Here is a 15556-nt window from a genome sequence, read left to right as displayed (position 1 = left end):
AGTCCGAAAATCGTCGCGCGGCGAAACGAAAATACCGGGTTCAGACCCGGGTCGCGCTATCCCCGATCTTTAGGCTTGGAGCGCCAGCTTTGCAACAATTGCAGCCTAAAGCTTTCGCTGGGCGCCGAACGGCAAATGCCGCCCGGTGCCCAGCTCTTGCTGGATCAATTGGTCGAAAGTGCGACGGGTGCGGTGGCCACGAAACCGGTATGCGATAGGCCGGCCGGGAAGTCGCCAACGCCCATCACGGTGACGTAGCGGCCCATTTCAGCGGTCGGGTCGAAGTCGGCCTCGTCATGATCCCAGATCACGGCGAAGTGGTCCGAGCTCAGCGCGGCGGGGGTTGTGAAGACGTCAGCCACGTGCTCCAGATCGGGCGCGATCAGCTCGGGCTTGCGCATGGCGCCGGGAGCCGGACGCTTGGCGAGATGCTCGGCCAGGGCGGCGGCAATCGGTGCGTCCTGCTGGGCGGCGCCGAAAGTACCACTGAACAGGCCGGCAAGCGCGTTGGGCTGGTTGCCCAGCGAGGCGGTGCGCAGGCCGGTGTCGATCACGGGCTGGCGGGTGGCGGGGGCCGGGGCGGTCGAGGCCGTGCTGTCGCGCTGGATGATCATTTCAAGCGCGCGCTGGGAACCGGCATCCTGCTGTGGCGGCAGATAGGCCGTCATCAGGTCGGGGGCGGGCTTGTCGCTCATGATCAGGCGGGGCTGCGGCACCGGCGCGGTCAGCGCGGCGAGTGCTGTCACGGCATCGCCCGCAGGCAGGGCGGCGGCGGTCGCGACCTGAAGAGCCTGTGACTTCATCAGCGGCAGAGGCGCGGTGACCGGCGTGGTCATCTCGGATGGATCGAGCGGCGCACTGCCGACCGTCGAGAAGGGGAGCACGGGCGCAGCTGCGGGGACTGGCGCGACGGCTGCGGCCACTGGCGCTGCGCCACCGGTCAGCGCAGCGGAGCGCAGGGCCGGGACCGGGGCGGGCGTTGCCGCCTGCGGAGCGAGCGCGGCCATCTGAACCGGAGCTGCAGCCTGGGGCTGCGAACGGGTCGTTGGCGGCAGGGCCGCGGTCACGCCGGCCGGCTGCTTGTTGCCGCCAAAGAACATGTCCATGAGCGTGCGGCCGCCACCGGAATCGGCGACCTGGGTGCCCGAGGAGCTGCCATTGCACGGATAGGCATGGCATTTTTTCCACTCTGTCATGGCGAGCTGATAGCCCTGCTGGGACAGCGGCTTGCCATCGGTGGGCAGGTGCATGGTCTTGCCGTCGGGGAACAGGTCCTGCAGTTGGGCGCGGGTCATGCGCGGCCAGGCGCGGACCGAGCCGGTATCAAGATGCACGAAGGGGCTGCCCGAGGTGGGGTAAAAGCCAACGCCACCGACCTGCTTGCGCATCGCAGCGGCGCGCAGCTTGGTCAGGGGAACGCCGGGAATATAGAAATCCATCGCATTGCCGCGCATGTGCTGGGAATCGTCGGCAACGCCGGACGAACTCTTGGCGAGCATGGCGTTGGTCGCGGGCGAGCGATAGGCGGAGACGACGGTCACCGGCTGGCTGCCGCCAACCTCCTGATAGACTTCCCACACCAGGTCGAACAGGCGCGGGTCCATCTTGGTCGGCTCGTTGCGGCGCCAATCGCGCAGGAACTGGTTGAGCTCATTGAGCCCGGACTGAACATATTGCCCATTGCGCTTGAAGACGATGCGGGCCGTCTCCTTGGTGTGCACGTAATGGATGTAGAGGGCGCGCTCGCTGGCGGCGGCGGCAGGCCCGATGGCCAGCGGCAAGATCACGATAATGCTCATTAGGACGGCCGCGACGAGCCGCTCGAAATGGTGCCGTATCAAATAGGAAGTCCCCGTCACGCCAAACTCTGCCCGGTTATTGCCAGCTATCGTTGGACGTTAGCGCGAAAAGTCATCGAATTGATTAACGCTAACGAGATCTCAAGTGGCCAAAGCCGAGCCCCTCACATCCGGGAATACTATGGGCAAAAGCGGGCGCAACCAAGGCGAAATTGTAAAGCTCGGGTTAACGGGCTGGGGCTGCCAACGGCATCAAAAAAACCAGCTCTCCTCGGGGAGGGCTGGTTCAAAATCGCTGCAATAGAGGTGCTGTTACGGGGAGAGTTCGCCAATCGGCGCGGCCTCTGCCATCACTTCGGGAGCGATGGCGGGCTTGTTGAGGCCCATGGCCGCAATCAGCTTGCCATTGTGGCCATAGACGTCACCGAAGGACTTGAGCGTGCCATCGGCACCAACCCGCAGGGTGAAATAGGTCAGGTGCACCGGGATCTGCTTTTCCGGGTTCACCCAGCGCTCGTTGGGGCCGAACATGGCCTCGAGCGAGGTGCGGCTGATCTTGCTTTCATTGGCCATCAGCGCGTCGGCAAATTCCATCGGGTTCTGCACGCGCACACAGCCATGGCTCAGCGCGCGCGCTGCGCGCGAAAACAGGCCCTTGGATGGGGTGTCGTGCAGATAGACGTCGTGCTTGTTGGGGAACAGGAACTTGATCTGGCCCAGCGAATTGCCCGGGCCCGGGCGCTGGCGCACGCGAAACGGGAAGTTGGACGCGCTGACCTGCGACCAGTCCACCTGCCAGGGGCTGACCGGGGTGCCATTGTAGAGCAGGTCCATGTTCTGGCGGTCGATATAGCCAGGATTGTTCAGCACGGCCGGGGCGACCTCGCCCTTGATGATCGAGCTGGGGACGTTCCAATAGGGATTCACCACGACGTGGCGGATATTGTCCGAGAAGATCGGCGTCTGGTTCTTGATCGAGCCGACCACAACGCGGGTAGCATATTCCTCCTGCCCGTTGCGCTGGATGGCCAGGCGGTATTCGGGAATGTTGACCATCACGTTGAAGGCGCCCAGGTCGCGCGGCATCCAGCGCCAGCGCTCCATATTGGCGATGATGTCGGCGCGGGTGACCGGCGCACCGCCATTGAGGGCGGCTAGCGTCGCCGGGCCCATGACGCCATCGACGTCGAGTTCGAGGCTGCGCTGGAAGCTCTTCATCGCCTCGACCAGGGCATCGTCATAGACGAGGCCATCGACGGGCGTCAGCTTGAGGCGGGTGCGCAGCGCAGGGACGCGGGCATCGCTCATGCCGGGCTTGAGCGTGGGGCCAGCGGCAATCTGCATCGGGCGGGAGGCGGCCTTATCGTCAAAGGTCGCAAGTGCGGCCTTGAGCGCGAGGAATTCCGGGTGGGTTGGTTCGAGCGCCGCGAGCACGGCGACCGGATCGGGGCTTGAGGCCAGTTCGATCAGCAGGGCCGCGGTATCGAGCTTCTTCGGCGCAATGTCGAACTGGTCGCTGACCGACTGCGGCACGATGCGGCCGTTATAGAGGTGGGTGGCGTAGCGCAGGGTCGCGCCGGAAAACGCGGTTTCCAGCGCCGCGAGCTTGAGCGGATCGCCCTTGGCACCAGCGGGATTGAGATCGGGCGTCAGATAGTCGCTCGGACGCAGGCCTTCGCTGGCCGCGTTCTCGAACAGCTTGAGGATTTTCTGGGCGGGGGCGGAAAAGCTCACGTCGCCATTGGCTGCGGTATCGAGCCAGATCGGCTCGAAGTGGCGGCTGCCGTAGAAAAAGTAGAGCTTCTGACCTTCATTATAGGCCACGCTGTCCTTGGTCGCGCCATAATAGCTGGCGGACAGCCCGGTCTTGATGGTGTGAGCCAGCGGGGTTTGCGGCGGGGCGATGATGACGGGCGAGGCTGCAAGGCCTGCCACTTCCTGGGCTGAAACGGGCAGGGCACCAGTGACGCCGAGAGAGGCGGCGAAAAAGCAGACCAGGATCTTCTTCATCTGAACTCCATGCACGGCAACGCTCCGACGGTCGCGCTACCGGCCCAAACAAGGACTCAGCGACCGGCTTCCGCACCAAAATTCAATACTCTGCAAACCTTAACGGGAGCAATCGATCGCAAAGTCGTGAGGAGCATCTGTGGTGTGGCGGCAACGCTGGCGGCCGGAGGGGCGCTCAGACCGGCAGGTTGCGCTGGTCGGCAATGGCTTCCATCGTGATGTAGGAGGTCACCGCGTCGAGCTCGGTCCTTTCGATGAGCTGCTGGTAGACGCGGTCATAGGCGTTCATGTCCTCGGCCATGACCTTGAGCATGTAATCGTAGTCCCCGGCGATGCGGTAAAAATCGATCACATTGGGAATGGCGGTGACGGCGCGGCGGAAGGTTTCCAGCCATTCGCGCGAGTGATGCCTAGTGCGCACCATCACGAAAACCGTGAGGCCCAGCCCCACCCGGGAAGGGTTGAGCTTGATCGTGTGCCGCTCGATCAGCCCGCTCTCCTCGATGGCCTTGAGGCGCCGCCAGCAGGCATTTTGCGACAGGCCGACGACCTCGGCGAGGTCGCGTTGCGACAGCGAGGAATCCGACTGCAGGGCGCGCAGGATGGCGCGATCGATATTATCCAGTTTTGGCTTATCCATGTGGTCATTTGACCCAATTGTGGGTTGTTTGCAATCAAGATAGCGATTGTTTGCGCGGTTTGTTGGCTCCTATCATCGCGCCGTTGATCCGGTGACTAAAGGGATGGGCCAGACATGACATTGAACACACCGGATACGCCGCTGGCCCGCTTCGCCGCGAGCCTGCAGGGGCCCGACCTGATCGCCCGGTTGCGCGCCGGCGTGATCGGTGAAGGCGTGGCCGTGCCGGGGCCGTTTGGCGACCATCCGCTGGTCTATGCCGACTATGTCGCTTCGGGCCGGGCGCTGCGCCAGATCGAGACCTTCGTCATGGAAGAGGTGCTGCCCTTCTATGCCAATAGTCACACCGAGGCCTCGTTCTGCGGCGCCTCGATGACGCGGATGCGGCGCGAGGCGCGGGCGGTGATCGCTCGGCTGACCGGCGCCACCGACGAGCATGCCGTGATTTTTGCCGGCTCGGGGGCCACGGCTGGCCTCAACAAGCTGGTGCAGCTTTTCGGAATTCCCGAAGCCGTGGCGCGCGGCGAGCGGCCGGTGGTCTTCATCGGCCCCTACGAGCACCATTCCAATATCCTGCCCTGGCGCGAAAGCGGCGCCGAAGTGATCGAAATCGACGAGGCGGCCACGGGCGGCCCTGACCTTGAGCAGCTTGAAGCCCTGTTGGCCGCGACCGCCGATCGCATGCTGCGCGTCGGCTCGTTCTCGGCCGCGTCCAACGTCACCGGCATCATGACCGACACGGACGCCGTCACCGGCCTGCTGCGGCGGCACAATGTGCTATCGGTGTGGGACTATGCGGGCGGCGCGCCCTATCTCAGCATCGACATGCGTGTGGGCACTGCATTCGCCAAGGACGCGGTGGTGCTCTCGGCGCACAAGTTCCTCGGCGGTCCATCGGCCTCGGGCGTGACGATCGTGCGACGGGATGTGACCCATCGCGACCGTCCGGTCTCGCCTGGCGGTGGTACCGTGCGGTTCGTTTCCCCGACCAAGCACGATTATTCGAGCGACCTGGTGACCCGCGAAGAAGCCGGTACGCCCAATGTGGTCGGCGATATCCGTGCTGCACTGGCTTTCCTCGTCAAGGAGGCCATCGGCCAGGAGTTTCTCGACGCGCGCCATGCCGAGCTGAATGCCAGGGCAATCAGCGTGTGGCGGAACAACCCCAATATCGAGCTGCTGGGCGTGGGGCGTGGGCAGCGGCTGCCGATATTCTCGTTCCGGGTGCGCGATTCGCATTCGGGCGGCCATATCCACCAGCAGCTATTTACCCGGATGCTGAGCGACTGTTATGGCATCCAGGCGCGCGGTGGCTGTGCCTGCGCCGGTCCCTATGCGCACCGCCTGCTGGGGATCGATCCGCAGAAGTCCGACGCCATGCGCCAGGCCATTCTCAGCGGTGTCGAGTCGGAAAAGCCCGGCTGGACGCGGCTGAATTTCAGCGCGCTGCTCGACGACACCAAGGCCGACCGCATCATCGCCTCGGTTGATGAGCTGGCCCGCAATCCCTATCCGATGGCGGACATGTATCTGCTGGACACTAAGACGGCGCGCGCCGCCCCCCTCAAGCCGGCAGCCTGACGGCCGCCGGCGTACACCACCGCAACCGAAAACTAAATCTGCGCCGTTCCGGCGCAAGGAGCCGACGTGTCCGACTACTCCGTCGAAATCGATGCATGGCGTGCCACGCGCCTCAAGAACCTGATGGCCGAGACGGGCTGGCTCAATCTGGTTGGCCGCGCCTGGTTGTCGCCGGGCACGATCACGCTGGGCTCGGCTCCCGGCAATGACGTGGTGCTGAGTGGGGGACCGGCCCATATCGGAACCGTGGCCATGGATGCCGAGGGCGTGGTGACGATCACGTCGGCCAATGGCTTGCCGCCCCTGCATTTCCCGGCCAGCGAGGCGTCGCAGAGCCAGCAGCTTGGCAGCGTGTTGATCGAGATTCATCTGCTCAACGGGCGGCGCTCAATCCGGGTCCGCGATCGCGATGCCAATCCGGCGTCGAGCTTTCCCGGCATTGCCAGCTTTCCGGTCGATCCCAGCTGGCGCGTCACGGCCCGGTTGGTGGCCCTGGATAGCCCCCTCGACATTGAGATCGATACGGCCGCGGGCATTCCAACAACGGTGACCGTAACCCATCGCGCCGAGTTCAGCCATGCCGGGACGAACCTGTCGCTGCTGTTGACGCACGGCACCTACGAAAAGCCGATGTTCGTGTTCAAGGACCGGACCGGCGACGGTGAAACCTATAGCGCGGCGCGTTTTGTCTATGGCGAAAACCGCACCGACGATCAGGTGACGCTGGACTTCAACAAGACGTTCAACCCGCCCTGCGCCTTCACCAGCCACGCCCTGTGCCCGATGCCGCCGCAGCACAATGTGCTGCCCGTCCGCGTCGCGGCGGGAGAGCTCAAGCCACTCTGAGGGGAGGGGACGACGACGCGGTCAGGCCGCGTCGTTGATCAGTTCTTCGGCGAGCCCGTATTCGTGCAGCTTGCGATAGAGCGTCGAGCGGCCGATCTTGAGGGCGCGGGCCACGCGTGACATGCGGCCGCCATGGTGGGCGATCGCAAAGACGATGGCGGCGCGTTCGATATCGGCCAGCGCCGCGATCTCCCCGCTTTCATCGAGGAAGCGATCTGGAACAGCGGGCTGTTCGAACGCGGCGCGCTGGCGGGTCGTGGCAGTGTCGATATGCACCGGGCCATCGGGCACCGGTACGGCTTCGATGGCCTTGTGCGCGGTGTCACGGCCTGCGGCCTGCGCCACGATCTGCGGGAAATCGATGGTGTCGAGGAAGGCGCCGTCGGTGAGCACCACGGCGCGGTACACCGCATTCTCCAGCTGGCGCACATTGCCGGGCCAGTCATAGTTCAGCAGCAGGTCCAGTGCTGCGGGCTCGATGCCCAGCACGCGCTTGCCGGCCTCGGCCGCGAAGCGGGCGATGAACATGGTGACGAGGGCCGGGACGTCCTCCATGCGGTCGCGCAGCGGCGGCACATAGATCGGGAAGACGTTGAGACGATAGTAGAGATCCTCGCGGAACTCGCCGGATTTTGCTAGGTTGAGCAGGCGCCGGTTGGTCGCCGAAATCACCCGCACATTGACCCGTTCCGAGCGCGTTGCGCCCACGGGCTCGATTTCGCCCTCCTGCAGGGCGCGGAGCAGCTTGACTTGGGTTTCGAGCGGCAGCTCGCCTACCTCATCGAGGAACAGCGTGCCGTTATGGGCCTCGGTGAACTTGCCCGGCTGGTCGGATACTGCGCCGGTAAAGGCCCCCTTTTTGTGCCCGAACAGTACGGACTCCACCAGATTGGGCGGAATGGCCCCGCAATTGACGGTGACGAATGGCTTGCCGGCGCGGTCGCCATTGCCCTGGATGATGCGGGCGACCAGTTCCTTGCCGACGCCGGTTTCCCCTTCGATCAGCACGGGGATGGATGATTTTCCGGCCTTGGCGCAGAGCGAGAGCACGCGCGCCATGGCGGGGGCTCGCGCAATCATGTCGGCGGCGGAGAAGGTGCCAGCGCGGCGCGAGCGCTCCGAGCGGATAGCGGCTTCAAGCGCGTCGAGCTTCATGGCGTTGCGCAGCGAGATGACGAGGCGCTCGGGCGAGACCGGCTTGACGAAATAGTCGGCGGCGCCGTTGCGCATGGCCGAAATGACGGTTTCCAGCGACGCGGTGGCAGTCTGGATGATGACGGGGGTGTTGAGGCCTTCGCGGCGCATGGCGTCCATCACGCCCATGCCATCGAGGTCGGGCATGACGAGGTCGAGAATCATGGCGCCGATATTGCGATCCTCGCGCAGCATCGACAGCGCCTGCTCGCCGCCGGTGGCGGTCAGCGGCTTGAACCCGGCCCGGTTGGCGACCTCTGCCGTGAGGCGCAGTTGAACCGGATCATCATCCACCACCAGAACGCGCGTCATCCAAACTCCAGCCTAATTGGTCGACATCGAATCGTGTGCCGTTTTGGGAGAAGGATGCGATGCTGTGCTTAAGAGGGTGTTAATCATAGGGAATTTCCCGGTCGATGGACGCCGGAAGAGGCGGGCACTACTCTGGAACGATCGAAAACGGAGATGGTTCATGCCCGGCAGAACTTTGAGCAAATGGGTGGCCGCGATGGTGGCAATCATGACACTGGGGGCGGGTGCGGCGATGGCAGACGGGGCGGTGCTCACCGGTACGGTCAGCTATCGCGAGCGCATCATGCTGCCGGTCACGGCGAGCGTGCGGGTGCAACTGCTCGACGTATCCCTGGCCGATGCGCCGGCCAAGGTGCTGGGCGAGACGACTGCGGAGGGCGCGTCGCCGCCATACCACTATGCCATCGCCTACGACCCCAGCGACATCCTGCCGGGGCATCGCTATGCTGTTGCCGCCCGCATCACCGATGGTGACGAGTTGCTGTTCATTTCCACGACGCAGCATGCGGTGTTCGGCGATGGACCTGATGCCACCGACATCATGGTGGAGCGCGTCATGAAGCAGGACCTGCCGGATGCCTCGGCTGTTGGCGAATGGCTGGCTGAAGACATCGCCGGTGGCGGGGTTATGGACTATGCCCAGACCACGCTGACCATTGCCGCGGATGGCACGGTGCATGGCAGCGGTGGCTGCAACCGTTTTTCGGGCAGCGCCACGATCGATGGCAGCGCGCTGCGTTTCGGCCCGATGGCGGCCACCAACATGGCCTGCACCCCAGCGCAGATGGATCAGGAGCAGAAGTTCTTCGCCGCGCTGGGCAAGGTCGCTGCCTTCCGCCTGGACCGGACGCAGGGCAAGCTGGTGCTGCTTGATGATGCCCACGACGAGCTAGTAGTGCTGGCGGCGCTTTAGCCGCGAGCCCTTCACAGCGCAGCCATGGCTGGCTAAGGTCCGCGCAAAATCGGACCAGCCGGAGACCAGCCATGACCGCCACCGCCCAGAAAGGCCACAACCAGTTCGGCAACCTGCCGGTGTGGGATCTCTCGGACCTTTATCCCGGCGGGGACAGCGCGGCGTTCAAGGCGGACCTCGAAAAGGCGAAGGCCGAGGCGAGCCGGTTCGAAGCCAATTACAAGGGCAAGCTGATCGAGCTGACCAAGGCCGGGCGCCTGGTCGAGGCGATCAAGGACAGCGAGGCGCTGGGCGATGTCAGCGGGCGCCTCGGCTCGTTCGCCTTCCTTCAATATGCGCAGAAGTCGACCGATCCTGATCGGGCCAAGTTCATGGGCGACACCAACGAGGCGCTGACCAACCTGTCGACCAAGGTGCTGTTCTTCGAACTGGAACTGAACCGGATCGAGGATGCAGACCTCGAAGCGGCCTTTGCGCAGGACTCTGAACTGGCTCGCTACCGCACCTGGTTTGCCGAGCTGCGCAAGGCCAAGCCCTACCAGCTCGACGACAAGCTCGAGGAACTGTTCCACGACAAGTCAGTGACGGCGTTTTCGGCGTGGAATCGCCTGTTCGACGAAACGCTGTCGAGCCTCGAATTCGAGGTGGATGGCGAAACGCTGAACATGGAATCAACGCTGCATCTGCTCAGCGAGAAGGACGAGAAGAAGCGCGAAAGCGCCTTCAGAGCCCTGAGCAAGACGCTGTCGGCCAATACGCGGCTTTTCACGCACATCACCAATGTACTGGCCAAGGACAAGGAAATCTCCGATCGCTGGCGCGGCTACGAGGACATTGCCGACAGCCGCCACATGGCCAATTCGGTCGAACGCGAGGTGGTCGATGCGCTGCAGAAGGCGGTGCAGGATGCCTATCCGCGCCTCAGCCACCGCTACTACCGGATGAAGGCCAAGTGGTTCGGCAAGGACAAGCTCAATGCCTGGGACCGCAACGCGCCGCTGCCGACCAGCGACGAGCGCGTCTGGGACTGGGACAGCGCCGTTTCCACCGTCATGGAAGCCTATGGCAAGTTCTCGCCCGAACTCGCCGAAGTGGCGCGGCCCTTCTTCAATTCAGGCTGGATCGATGCGCCGACGGGCGACGGCAAGCTCTCTGGCGCCTTCGCGCATCCGACCGTTCCCAGCGCCCATCCCTACCTAATGCTGAACTATCTGGGCCGGACCCGCGATATCATGACGCTGGCCCACGAGCTTGGCCATGGCGTGCACCAACGGCTTGCGGCGGCGCAGGGCCCCATCCTGGCCAACACGCCCCTCACGCTGGCCGAGACCGCCAGTGTATTTGGCGAAATGCTGACCTTCCGACACCTGCTCAATGGCACCACCGATCCCAAGCAGCGCTTCGCCCTGTTGTCGGGCAAGGTCGAGGACATGCTGAATACTGTGGTGCGGCAAATCGCCTTCTACACCTTCGAAAGGCGCGTTCACACCGCTCGCCGGCAGGGTGAATTGCGGGCCGAGGAAATCAACCAGATCTGGCTCGACGTGCAGGCGGAATCGCTAGGCGACGCCATCGTTTCCAACGAAGGCTATGAGGTGTTCTGGGCCTATATTCCACACTTCATCCACTCGCCCTTCTACGTCTATGCCTATGCCTTTGGTGACTGCCTTGTGAACTCGCTCTACGCACAGTATGAGAAAGCCAATGAGGGCTTTGCAGAGCGCTATTTCGAGCTGCTGAAAGCTGGCGGCAGCAAGCACCATTCCGAGCTGCTGGCGCCGTTCGGTCTGGATGCCAAAGACCCCCAATTCTGGTCGCTGGGCCTTTCCATGATCGAAGGGCTCATCGACGAACTGGAAGCGACGTCTCCCTGACTGCGACTTTCGGCTGATAGACTTTGAGATTACTGGACTAACGAGGACGACATGGCCACTAAACACCGCCCCGAACATCACTCCGAGCTTCAGCTGGAATCCCCGATGGACTACGCACAGCACGAAGCGACCTACAACGGTTTCATCACTGGCTTCAAATGGACCGCCGTTGCGATCGCTGTATCCATCATCATCCTTTATTTCCTTATCAAACCTTGATTTAGCGAAATTACGGGCACTTGAATCGAGCCTGTCCGTCGGGCAGGCGGGCAGGAGACTTTCATGAAAATTGCCATCGTCCGTGAACGTTTCGAGGGAGAGAACCGCGTAGCGGCTACCCCCGAAACGGTCGGCAAGCTGATTGCGCTCGGCGCCAGCGTATCGGTAGAAAAGGGTGCCGGGCTTGGCTCGCGCATTCTCGACAAAGACTATGAAACCGCTGGTGCGACCATTGCAGCCAGCGCTGAAGCTGCCCTCAAGGGCGCCGAGGTCGTTCTGACCGTCCGGCGGCCGGCTGCCGCTTCGCTTTCCGGCGTTGCCAAGGGCGCGCTGGTCATCGGTGCACTCGACCCCTATGGCAACGACAAAGACGTCGCTGCGCTGGCCAAGGCCGGTGTGACGGCCGTGTCGATGGAGTTCATGCCGCGCATTACCCGTGCGCAGGTGATGGATATCCTGTCCTCGCAGGCCAACTTGGCCGGCTATCAGGGCGTCATTGAGGCAGCGGCAGAATTTGACCGCGCCATGCCGATGATGATGACCGCTGCCGGTACCGTGCGTCCGGCCAAGGCCTTCGTCATGGGTGCCGGTGTTGCCGGTCTGCAGGCGATCGCGACAGCCAAGCGCCTTGGCGCCGTGGTGTCGGCGACCGACGTGCGTCCGGCCGCCAAGGAACAGGTTGAGTCCCTGGGCGGCAAGTTCGTTGCCGTCGAAGACGAAGAATTCAAGCAGGCCGAAACCGCTGGCGGCTACGCCAAGCAGATGAGCGCCGAGTACCAGGCCAAGCAGGCCGAACTCACTGCCCAGCACATTGCCAAGCAGGACATCGTCATCACCACCGCCCTGATCCCGGGTCGCCCAGCGCCGCGGCTGATCAGCAAGGCGATGATCGAGTCGATGGCGCCCGGTTCGGTGATCGTCGACCTTGCTGCCGAGCGCGGCGGCAACGTCGAGCTGACCGTGCCCGGGAAGGTTGTCGAGCACAACGGCGTCAAGATCATTGGCTACACCAACGTTCAGGGTCGCATCCCGACCACTGCCAGCCAGCTCTACGCCCGTAACCTGCTGGCCTTCCTCGAGACGCTGGTCGACAAGACGACCAAGGCACTGGCCGTCAACTGGGATGACGAACTGGTCAAGGCAACCGTGCTGACGCGCGATGGTGCCGTGGTTCATCCGAGCTTTGCCGCACCTGCCGCCGAAGCCAAGCCGGCTGCTGCAGCGGCAGCTGAAGCCGCACCTGCCAAGAAGCCTGCCGCCAAGAAGGCTGCCACCAAGGCCGCCGAAGGCGCTGCCGCTGAAGCTGCTCCGGCAGCCAAGCCTGCCGCGAAGAAGGCTGCGCCCGCCGCTGCCGACGCCGCTGCACCTGCCAAAAAACCGGCTGCGGCCAAGAAGCCTGCCGCGGCCAAGACGGCGGCAGCCAAGCCAGCAGCACCCAAGGGAGCCAAGTAAATGGAAGCAACGGCTGAACAAACTGCCGATGTGATTGCCGCTGCGGTGTCGACTGCAACCGGCGGGGTCATCGATCCCTTCACCTTCCGCCTCGCCATTTTCGTACTGGCGATCTTTGTCGGATATTTCGTCGTCTGGTCGGTTACCCCGGCCCTGCATACCCCGCTGATGAGCGTGACCAACGCGATCTCCTCGGTGATCGTGGTCGGTGCGCTGCTGGCTGTGGGCGTGAGCCTGGTTTCCGGCGGTAGCTGGGAATCCAAGATCTTTGGCTTCATCGCCTTGGTCTTTGCCAGCGTGAACATTTTTGGCGGGTTTCTCGTCACCCAGCGCATGCTGGCAATGTACAAGAAGAAGGGTTGATTAGATGATCTCTGGAGATATCTCAGCCCTCCTGTATCTGGTTTCGGGGGTCCTGTTCATCCTGGCGCTGCACGGGCTTTCGAGCCCCAAGTCGTCGCGCCGCGGCAACATGTTCGGCATGGTCGGCATGGGCATTGCCATTGTCACCACGCTGCTGGTCGCTGCCCCGTCTGACTGGGAAAGTTGGGCGCTGATCGTCGGTGGCATCGCCATCGGTGGCGGTATCGGCGCCTACATGGCCCGCACGGTAAAAATGACCGACATGCCCCAGCTGGTTGCTGCCTTCCACTCGCTGGTTGGTCTGGCCGCCGTGTTCGTGGCTGCTGCTGCGCTCTACGCTCCGGTCGCCTTCGGCATCGGTGACGTGGGCCACATCCACGCTCAGGCGCTGGTCGAAATGTCGATCGGTACCGCCATTGGTGCCTTCACCTTCACCGGCTCGGTCATCGCCTTCCTCAAGCTGAACGGCAATATGGGCGGCAAGCCCATCATGCTGCCGGCCCGTCACGCGATCCACATCGTGCTGGCGCTGGTGATCATCGGCCTCGTGGTCGCGTTCACGCAGAATGCCGATCCGACCCTGTTCTGGGTCATCACCGTGCTGGCCCTGGTGCTGGGCGGCCTGATGATCATCCCGATCGGTGGCGCGGACATGCCCGTGGTCGTCTCGATGCTCAACTCCTATTCGGGTTGGGCGGCAGCCGGCATCGGCTTCACGCTGGGCAACACCGCCCTGATCATCACCGGTGCGCTGGTGGGTTCGTCGGGTGCGATCCTGTCCTACATCATGTGCAAGGCCATGAATCGCAGCTTCATCTCGGTGATCCTGGGTGGCTTTGGCGCCGATTCCAGCGCTGCTGGCTCGGCCGAAGAAGAAACCCGTCCGGTCAAGCAGGGCGCAGCAGACGACGCGGCCTTCCTGATGAAGAATGCCGGCAAGGTCATCATCGTGCCCGGTTACGGCATGGCTGTGGCTCAGGCTCAGCACGCCCTGCGCGAAATGAGCGACATGCTCAAGGCGGCTGGCGTCGAAGTGAAGTACGCCATTCACCCGGTTGCCGGTCGTATGCCTGGCCACATGAACGTGCTGCTGGCCGAAGCCAACGTGCCCTATGATGAAGTGTTCGAGCTTGAAGACATCAACTCGGAATTCAGCCAGGCCGACGTTGCCTTCGTTATCGGCGCCAACGACGTGACCAACCCTTCGGCCAAAACCGACAAGACCTCGCCGATCTACGGCATGCCGGTCCTGAACGTCGAAGACGCGGGCACGGTGCTGTTCATCAAGCGCGGCATGGCAGCAGGCTATGCTGGCGTGCAGAACGAGCTGTTCTTCCGCGACAACACCATGATGCTGTTCGGCGACGCCAAGAAGGTGACCGAGAATATCGTCAAGGCGCTCGGCCACTAGGCCAGGTCCCAGAATTGAAAAGGCCCGCTTCGGCGGGCCTTTTTGTTGCGCAGCGCTATTTCAGGGGCAGGAACAGTTCCACCACGACGTCGTGGGCCCCGGTGTCGGGGATCAGCGACAGCTGGCGCCGTACATAGAGCGGAAAGTCGCGCGCTTCCTCGCCGCTGGTGGGCAGCCAGTCGCGATATAGGTAGAGCCCGGCCGGCTCGAGGTTGTTGCTATTGCCGGGGTAGCGCAACACCGCGCAGCGGCCGCCCGGGATCATGCCGGGTTTCACCTGCCATTCGTTTTCCGCGACCGGGCCCCTGGTTTCGACGCAGAGGTCCATGGCATAGTCGGCGGGGTTGTCCGGTATCCGTTCGGATCGGAATACCATGTAGGAGCCGGCGGTTTCGGGGGAGAGGCCCATTGCCTTGCGCCAGGCAAGGAAACGCTGCCTTGTTTCGGGAATGGTCGCCCGGTCTCCCCGGTGTTCGATCATCGCCACCGGCGTATCGGGGACGTCGCGAATGGTCACGTCATCGGTTTCAAAGGTAATCTTCATCAGCTTGTTCCTGGCTTGGTCGAGAGGCCCGAAGGCGACAAGCCACGGCTCCCAGTCGGGAGACTTGCGGAAGGATGATGGCGATTGCCCCAGCCGTTTCCGGAAGGCGCGGGCAAAGGCGTCAGGTGCTTCATAACCGGCGTCCATCGCTATGCTGGTGACGCTCGGGCTGTCACCTCCGACCAGCCGCTGTGAGGCGCGCTGGAGGCGGGCCAGCTGGACATAGCGATGCACTGACAACTCGAAGGTTGCCGCGAACTGCCGGTGAAAATGAAACTTCGAGAAGGCCGCGACGCGACTGACCGTGTCCAGGTCGAGATCGTCGTCCAGATGCTGGTCGATATGGTCCAGCGCCCGCTGCATCCGGGCATGGTAGTTGTGTAGCGCCGCCGTCATCG

The 15556-nt window shown here is 63.5% G+C and carries 13 protein-coding genes; 8 read left to right on the top strand and 5 right to left on the bottom strand.

The window, feature by feature from the left end; genetic code table 11:
- Positions 1 to 164: 164 nt before the first annotated feature.
- The 3 genes from ACZ5WT_RS03390 to ACZ5WT_RS03380 all read right to left on the bottom strand — a co-directional run bounded on the left by ACZ5WT_RS03390 (position 165) and on the right by ACZ5WT_RS03380 (position 4449).
- Positions 165 to 1799 carry a peptidoglycan L,D-endopeptidase MepK gene (locus tag ACZ5WT_RS03390; protein ID WP_464285984.1) on the bottom strand — a complete coding sequence of 545 codons (1635 nt, stop codon included), beginning with the start codon at positions 1797 to 1799 and terminating at the stop codon, positions 165 to 167.
- Positions 1800 to 2111: 312 nt separating this feature from the next.
- Positions 2112 to 3809: a L,D-transpeptidase family protein gene (locus ACZ5WT_RS03385; RefSeq protein WP_464285983.1), complete on the bottom strand. Its 1698-nt coding sequence runs from the start codon at positions 3807 to 3809 to the stop codon at positions 2112 to 2114.
- Between the two features lie 175 nt (positions 3810 to 3984).
- Positions 3985 to 4449, bottom strand: a complete 465-nt coding sequence (locus ACZ5WT_RS03380) for an Lrp/AsnC family transcriptional regulator (RefSeq protein ID WP_464285982.1) — start codon at positions 4447 to 4449, stop codon at positions 3985 to 3987.
- A 114-nt stretch (positions 4450 to 4563) separates the two neighbouring features.
- Between ACZ5WT_RS03380 and ACZ5WT_RS03375 the strand changes: the two genes are divergently transcribed.
- Both ACZ5WT_RS03375 and ACZ5WT_RS03370 read left to right on the top strand, forming a co-directional pair.
- Positions 4564 to 6030 carry an aminotransferase class V-fold PLP-dependent enzyme gene (locus tag ACZ5WT_RS03375; protein WP_464285981.1) on the top strand — a complete coding sequence of 489 codons (1467 nt, stop codon included), beginning with the start codon at positions 4564 to 4566 and terminating at the stop codon, positions 6028 to 6030.
- A 66-nt stretch (positions 6031 to 6096) separates the two neighbouring features.
- Positions 6097 to 6876 carry a DUF1684 domain-containing protein gene (locus ACZ5WT_RS03370; RefSeq protein ID WP_464285980.1) on the top strand — a complete coding sequence of 260 codons (780 nt, stop codon included), beginning with the start codon at positions 6097 to 6099 and terminating at the stop codon, positions 6874 to 6876.
- Positions 6877 to 6897: 21 nt separating this feature from the next.
- Here ACZ5WT_RS03370 and ACZ5WT_RS03365 read toward each other — a convergent pair whose 3' ends face one another.
- A complete protein-coding gene (locus ACZ5WT_RS03365) occupies positions 6898 to 8382 on the bottom strand; it encodes a sigma-54-dependent transcriptional regulator (RefSeq protein ID WP_464285979.1) in 1485 nt (494 codons plus the stop codon).
- Positions 8383 to 8542: 160 nt separating this feature from the next.
- Here ACZ5WT_RS03365 and ACZ5WT_RS03360 point away from each other — a divergent pair, with 160 nt between their 5' ends.
- The 6 genes from ACZ5WT_RS03360 to ACZ5WT_RS03335 all read left to right on the top strand — a co-directional run bounded on the left by ACZ5WT_RS03360 (position 8543) and on the right by ACZ5WT_RS03335 (position 14614).
- The gene (locus ACZ5WT_RS03360) at positions 8543 to 9295 is read left to right on the top strand and encodes an META domain-containing protein (RefSeq protein ID WP_464285978.1); all 753 of its coding nucleotides are present in this window, start codon (positions 8543 to 8545) and stop codon (positions 9293 to 9295) included.
- Between the two features lie 71 nt (positions 9296 to 9366).
- Positions 9367 to 11169, top strand: coding sequence for a M3 family oligoendopeptidase (locus tag ACZ5WT_RS03355; protein WP_464285977.1), 1803 nt, complete (start codon positions 9367 to 9369; stop codon positions 11167 to 11169).
- Positions 11170 to 11220: 51 nt separating this feature from the next.
- Entirely contained in the window at positions 11221 to 11388 is a 168-nt protein-coding gene (locus ACZ5WT_RS03350; RefSeq protein ID WP_464285976.1) for an aa3-type cytochrome c oxidase subunit IV, read from the top strand.
- 63 nt (positions 11389 to 11451) lie between these two features.
- Positions 11452 to 12840 carry a Re/Si-specific NAD(P)(+) transhydrogenase subunit alpha gene (locus ACZ5WT_RS03345; protein ID WP_464285975.1) on the top strand — a complete coding sequence of 463 codons (1389 nt, stop codon included), beginning with the start codon at positions 11452 to 11454 and terminating at the stop codon, positions 12838 to 12840.
- Positions 12841 to 13203: a proton-translocating transhydrogenase family protein gene (locus ACZ5WT_RS03340; protein WP_464285974.1), complete on the top strand. Its 363-nt coding sequence runs from the start codon at positions 12841 to 12843 to the stop codon at positions 13201 to 13203.
- A 4-nt stretch (positions 13204 to 13207) separates the two neighbouring features.
- Positions 13208 to 14614, top strand: a complete 1407-nt coding sequence (locus ACZ5WT_RS03335) for an NAD(P)(+) transhydrogenase (Re/Si-specific) subunit beta (protein ID WP_464285973.1) — start codon at positions 13208 to 13210, stop codon at positions 14612 to 14614.
- Between the two features lie 55 nt (positions 14615 to 14669).
- Here ACZ5WT_RS03335 and ACZ5WT_RS03330 read toward each other — a convergent pair whose 3' ends face one another.
- Positions 14670 to 15554: an AraC family transcriptional regulator gene (locus ACZ5WT_RS03330; RefSeq protein ID WP_464285972.1), complete on the bottom strand. Its 885-nt coding sequence runs from the start codon at positions 15552 to 15554 to the stop codon at positions 14670 to 14672.
- Positions 15555 to 15556: the final 2 nt, after the last annotated feature.

It is taken from the genome of Devosia sp. T2-14 (assembly GCF_055397495.1).
The sequence above is the reverse complement of the archived record's forward strand: the minus strand, read 5'-3'. Positions and strand labels throughout refer to the sequence as shown.

Bases quoted from the DNA above. Each gene is read 5' to 3' on its own strand.
- ACZ5WT_RS03335 (WP_464285973.1), top strand. From the start codon at position 13,208: ATGATCTCTGGAGATATCTCAGCCCTCCTGTATCTGGTTTCGGGGGTC.
- ACZ5WT_RS03380 (WP_464285982.1), bottom strand. From the start codon at position 4,449: ATGGATAAGCCAAAACTGGATAATATCGATCGCGCCATCCTGCGCGCC.
- ACZ5WT_RS03385 (WP_464285983.1), bottom strand. From the start codon at position 3,809: ATGAAGAAGATCCTGGTCTGCTTTTTCGCCGCCTCTCTCGGCGTCACT.
- ACZ5WT_RS03355 (WP_464285977.1), top strand. From the start codon at position 9,367: ATGACCGCCACCGCCCAGAAAGGCCACAACCAGTTCGGCAACCTGCCG.
- ACZ5WT_RS03330 (WP_464285972.1), bottom strand. From the start codon at position 15,554: ATGACGGCGGCGCTACACAACTACCATGCCCGGATGCAGCGGGCGCTG.
- ACZ5WT_RS03345 (WP_464285975.1), top strand. From the start codon at position 11,452: ATGAAAATTGCCATCGTCCGTGAACGTTTCGAGGGAGAGAACCGCGTA.
- ACZ5WT_RS03390 (WP_464285984.1), bottom strand. From the start codon at position 1,799: ATGAGCATTATCGTGATCTTGCCGCTGGCCATCGGGCCTGCCGCCGCC.
- ACZ5WT_RS03340 (WP_464285974.1), top strand. From the start codon at position 12,841: ATGGAAGCAACGGCTGAACAAACTGCCGATGTGATTGCCGCTGCGGTG.
- ACZ5WT_RS03375 (WP_464285981.1), top strand. From the start codon at position 4,564: ATGACATTGAACACACCGGATACGCCGCTGGCCCGCTTCGCCGCGAGC.
- ACZ5WT_RS03360 (WP_464285978.1), top strand. From the start codon at position 8,543: ATGCCCGGCAGAACTTTGAGCAAATGGGTGGCCGCGATGGTGGCAATC.
- ACZ5WT_RS03350 (WP_464285976.1), top strand. From the start codon at position 11,221: ATGGCCACTAAACACCGCCCCGAACATCACTCCGAGCTTCAGCTGGAA.
- ACZ5WT_RS03365 (WP_464285979.1), bottom strand. From the start codon at position 8,382: ATGACGCGCGTTCTGGTGGTGGATGATGATCCGGTTCAACTGCGCCTC.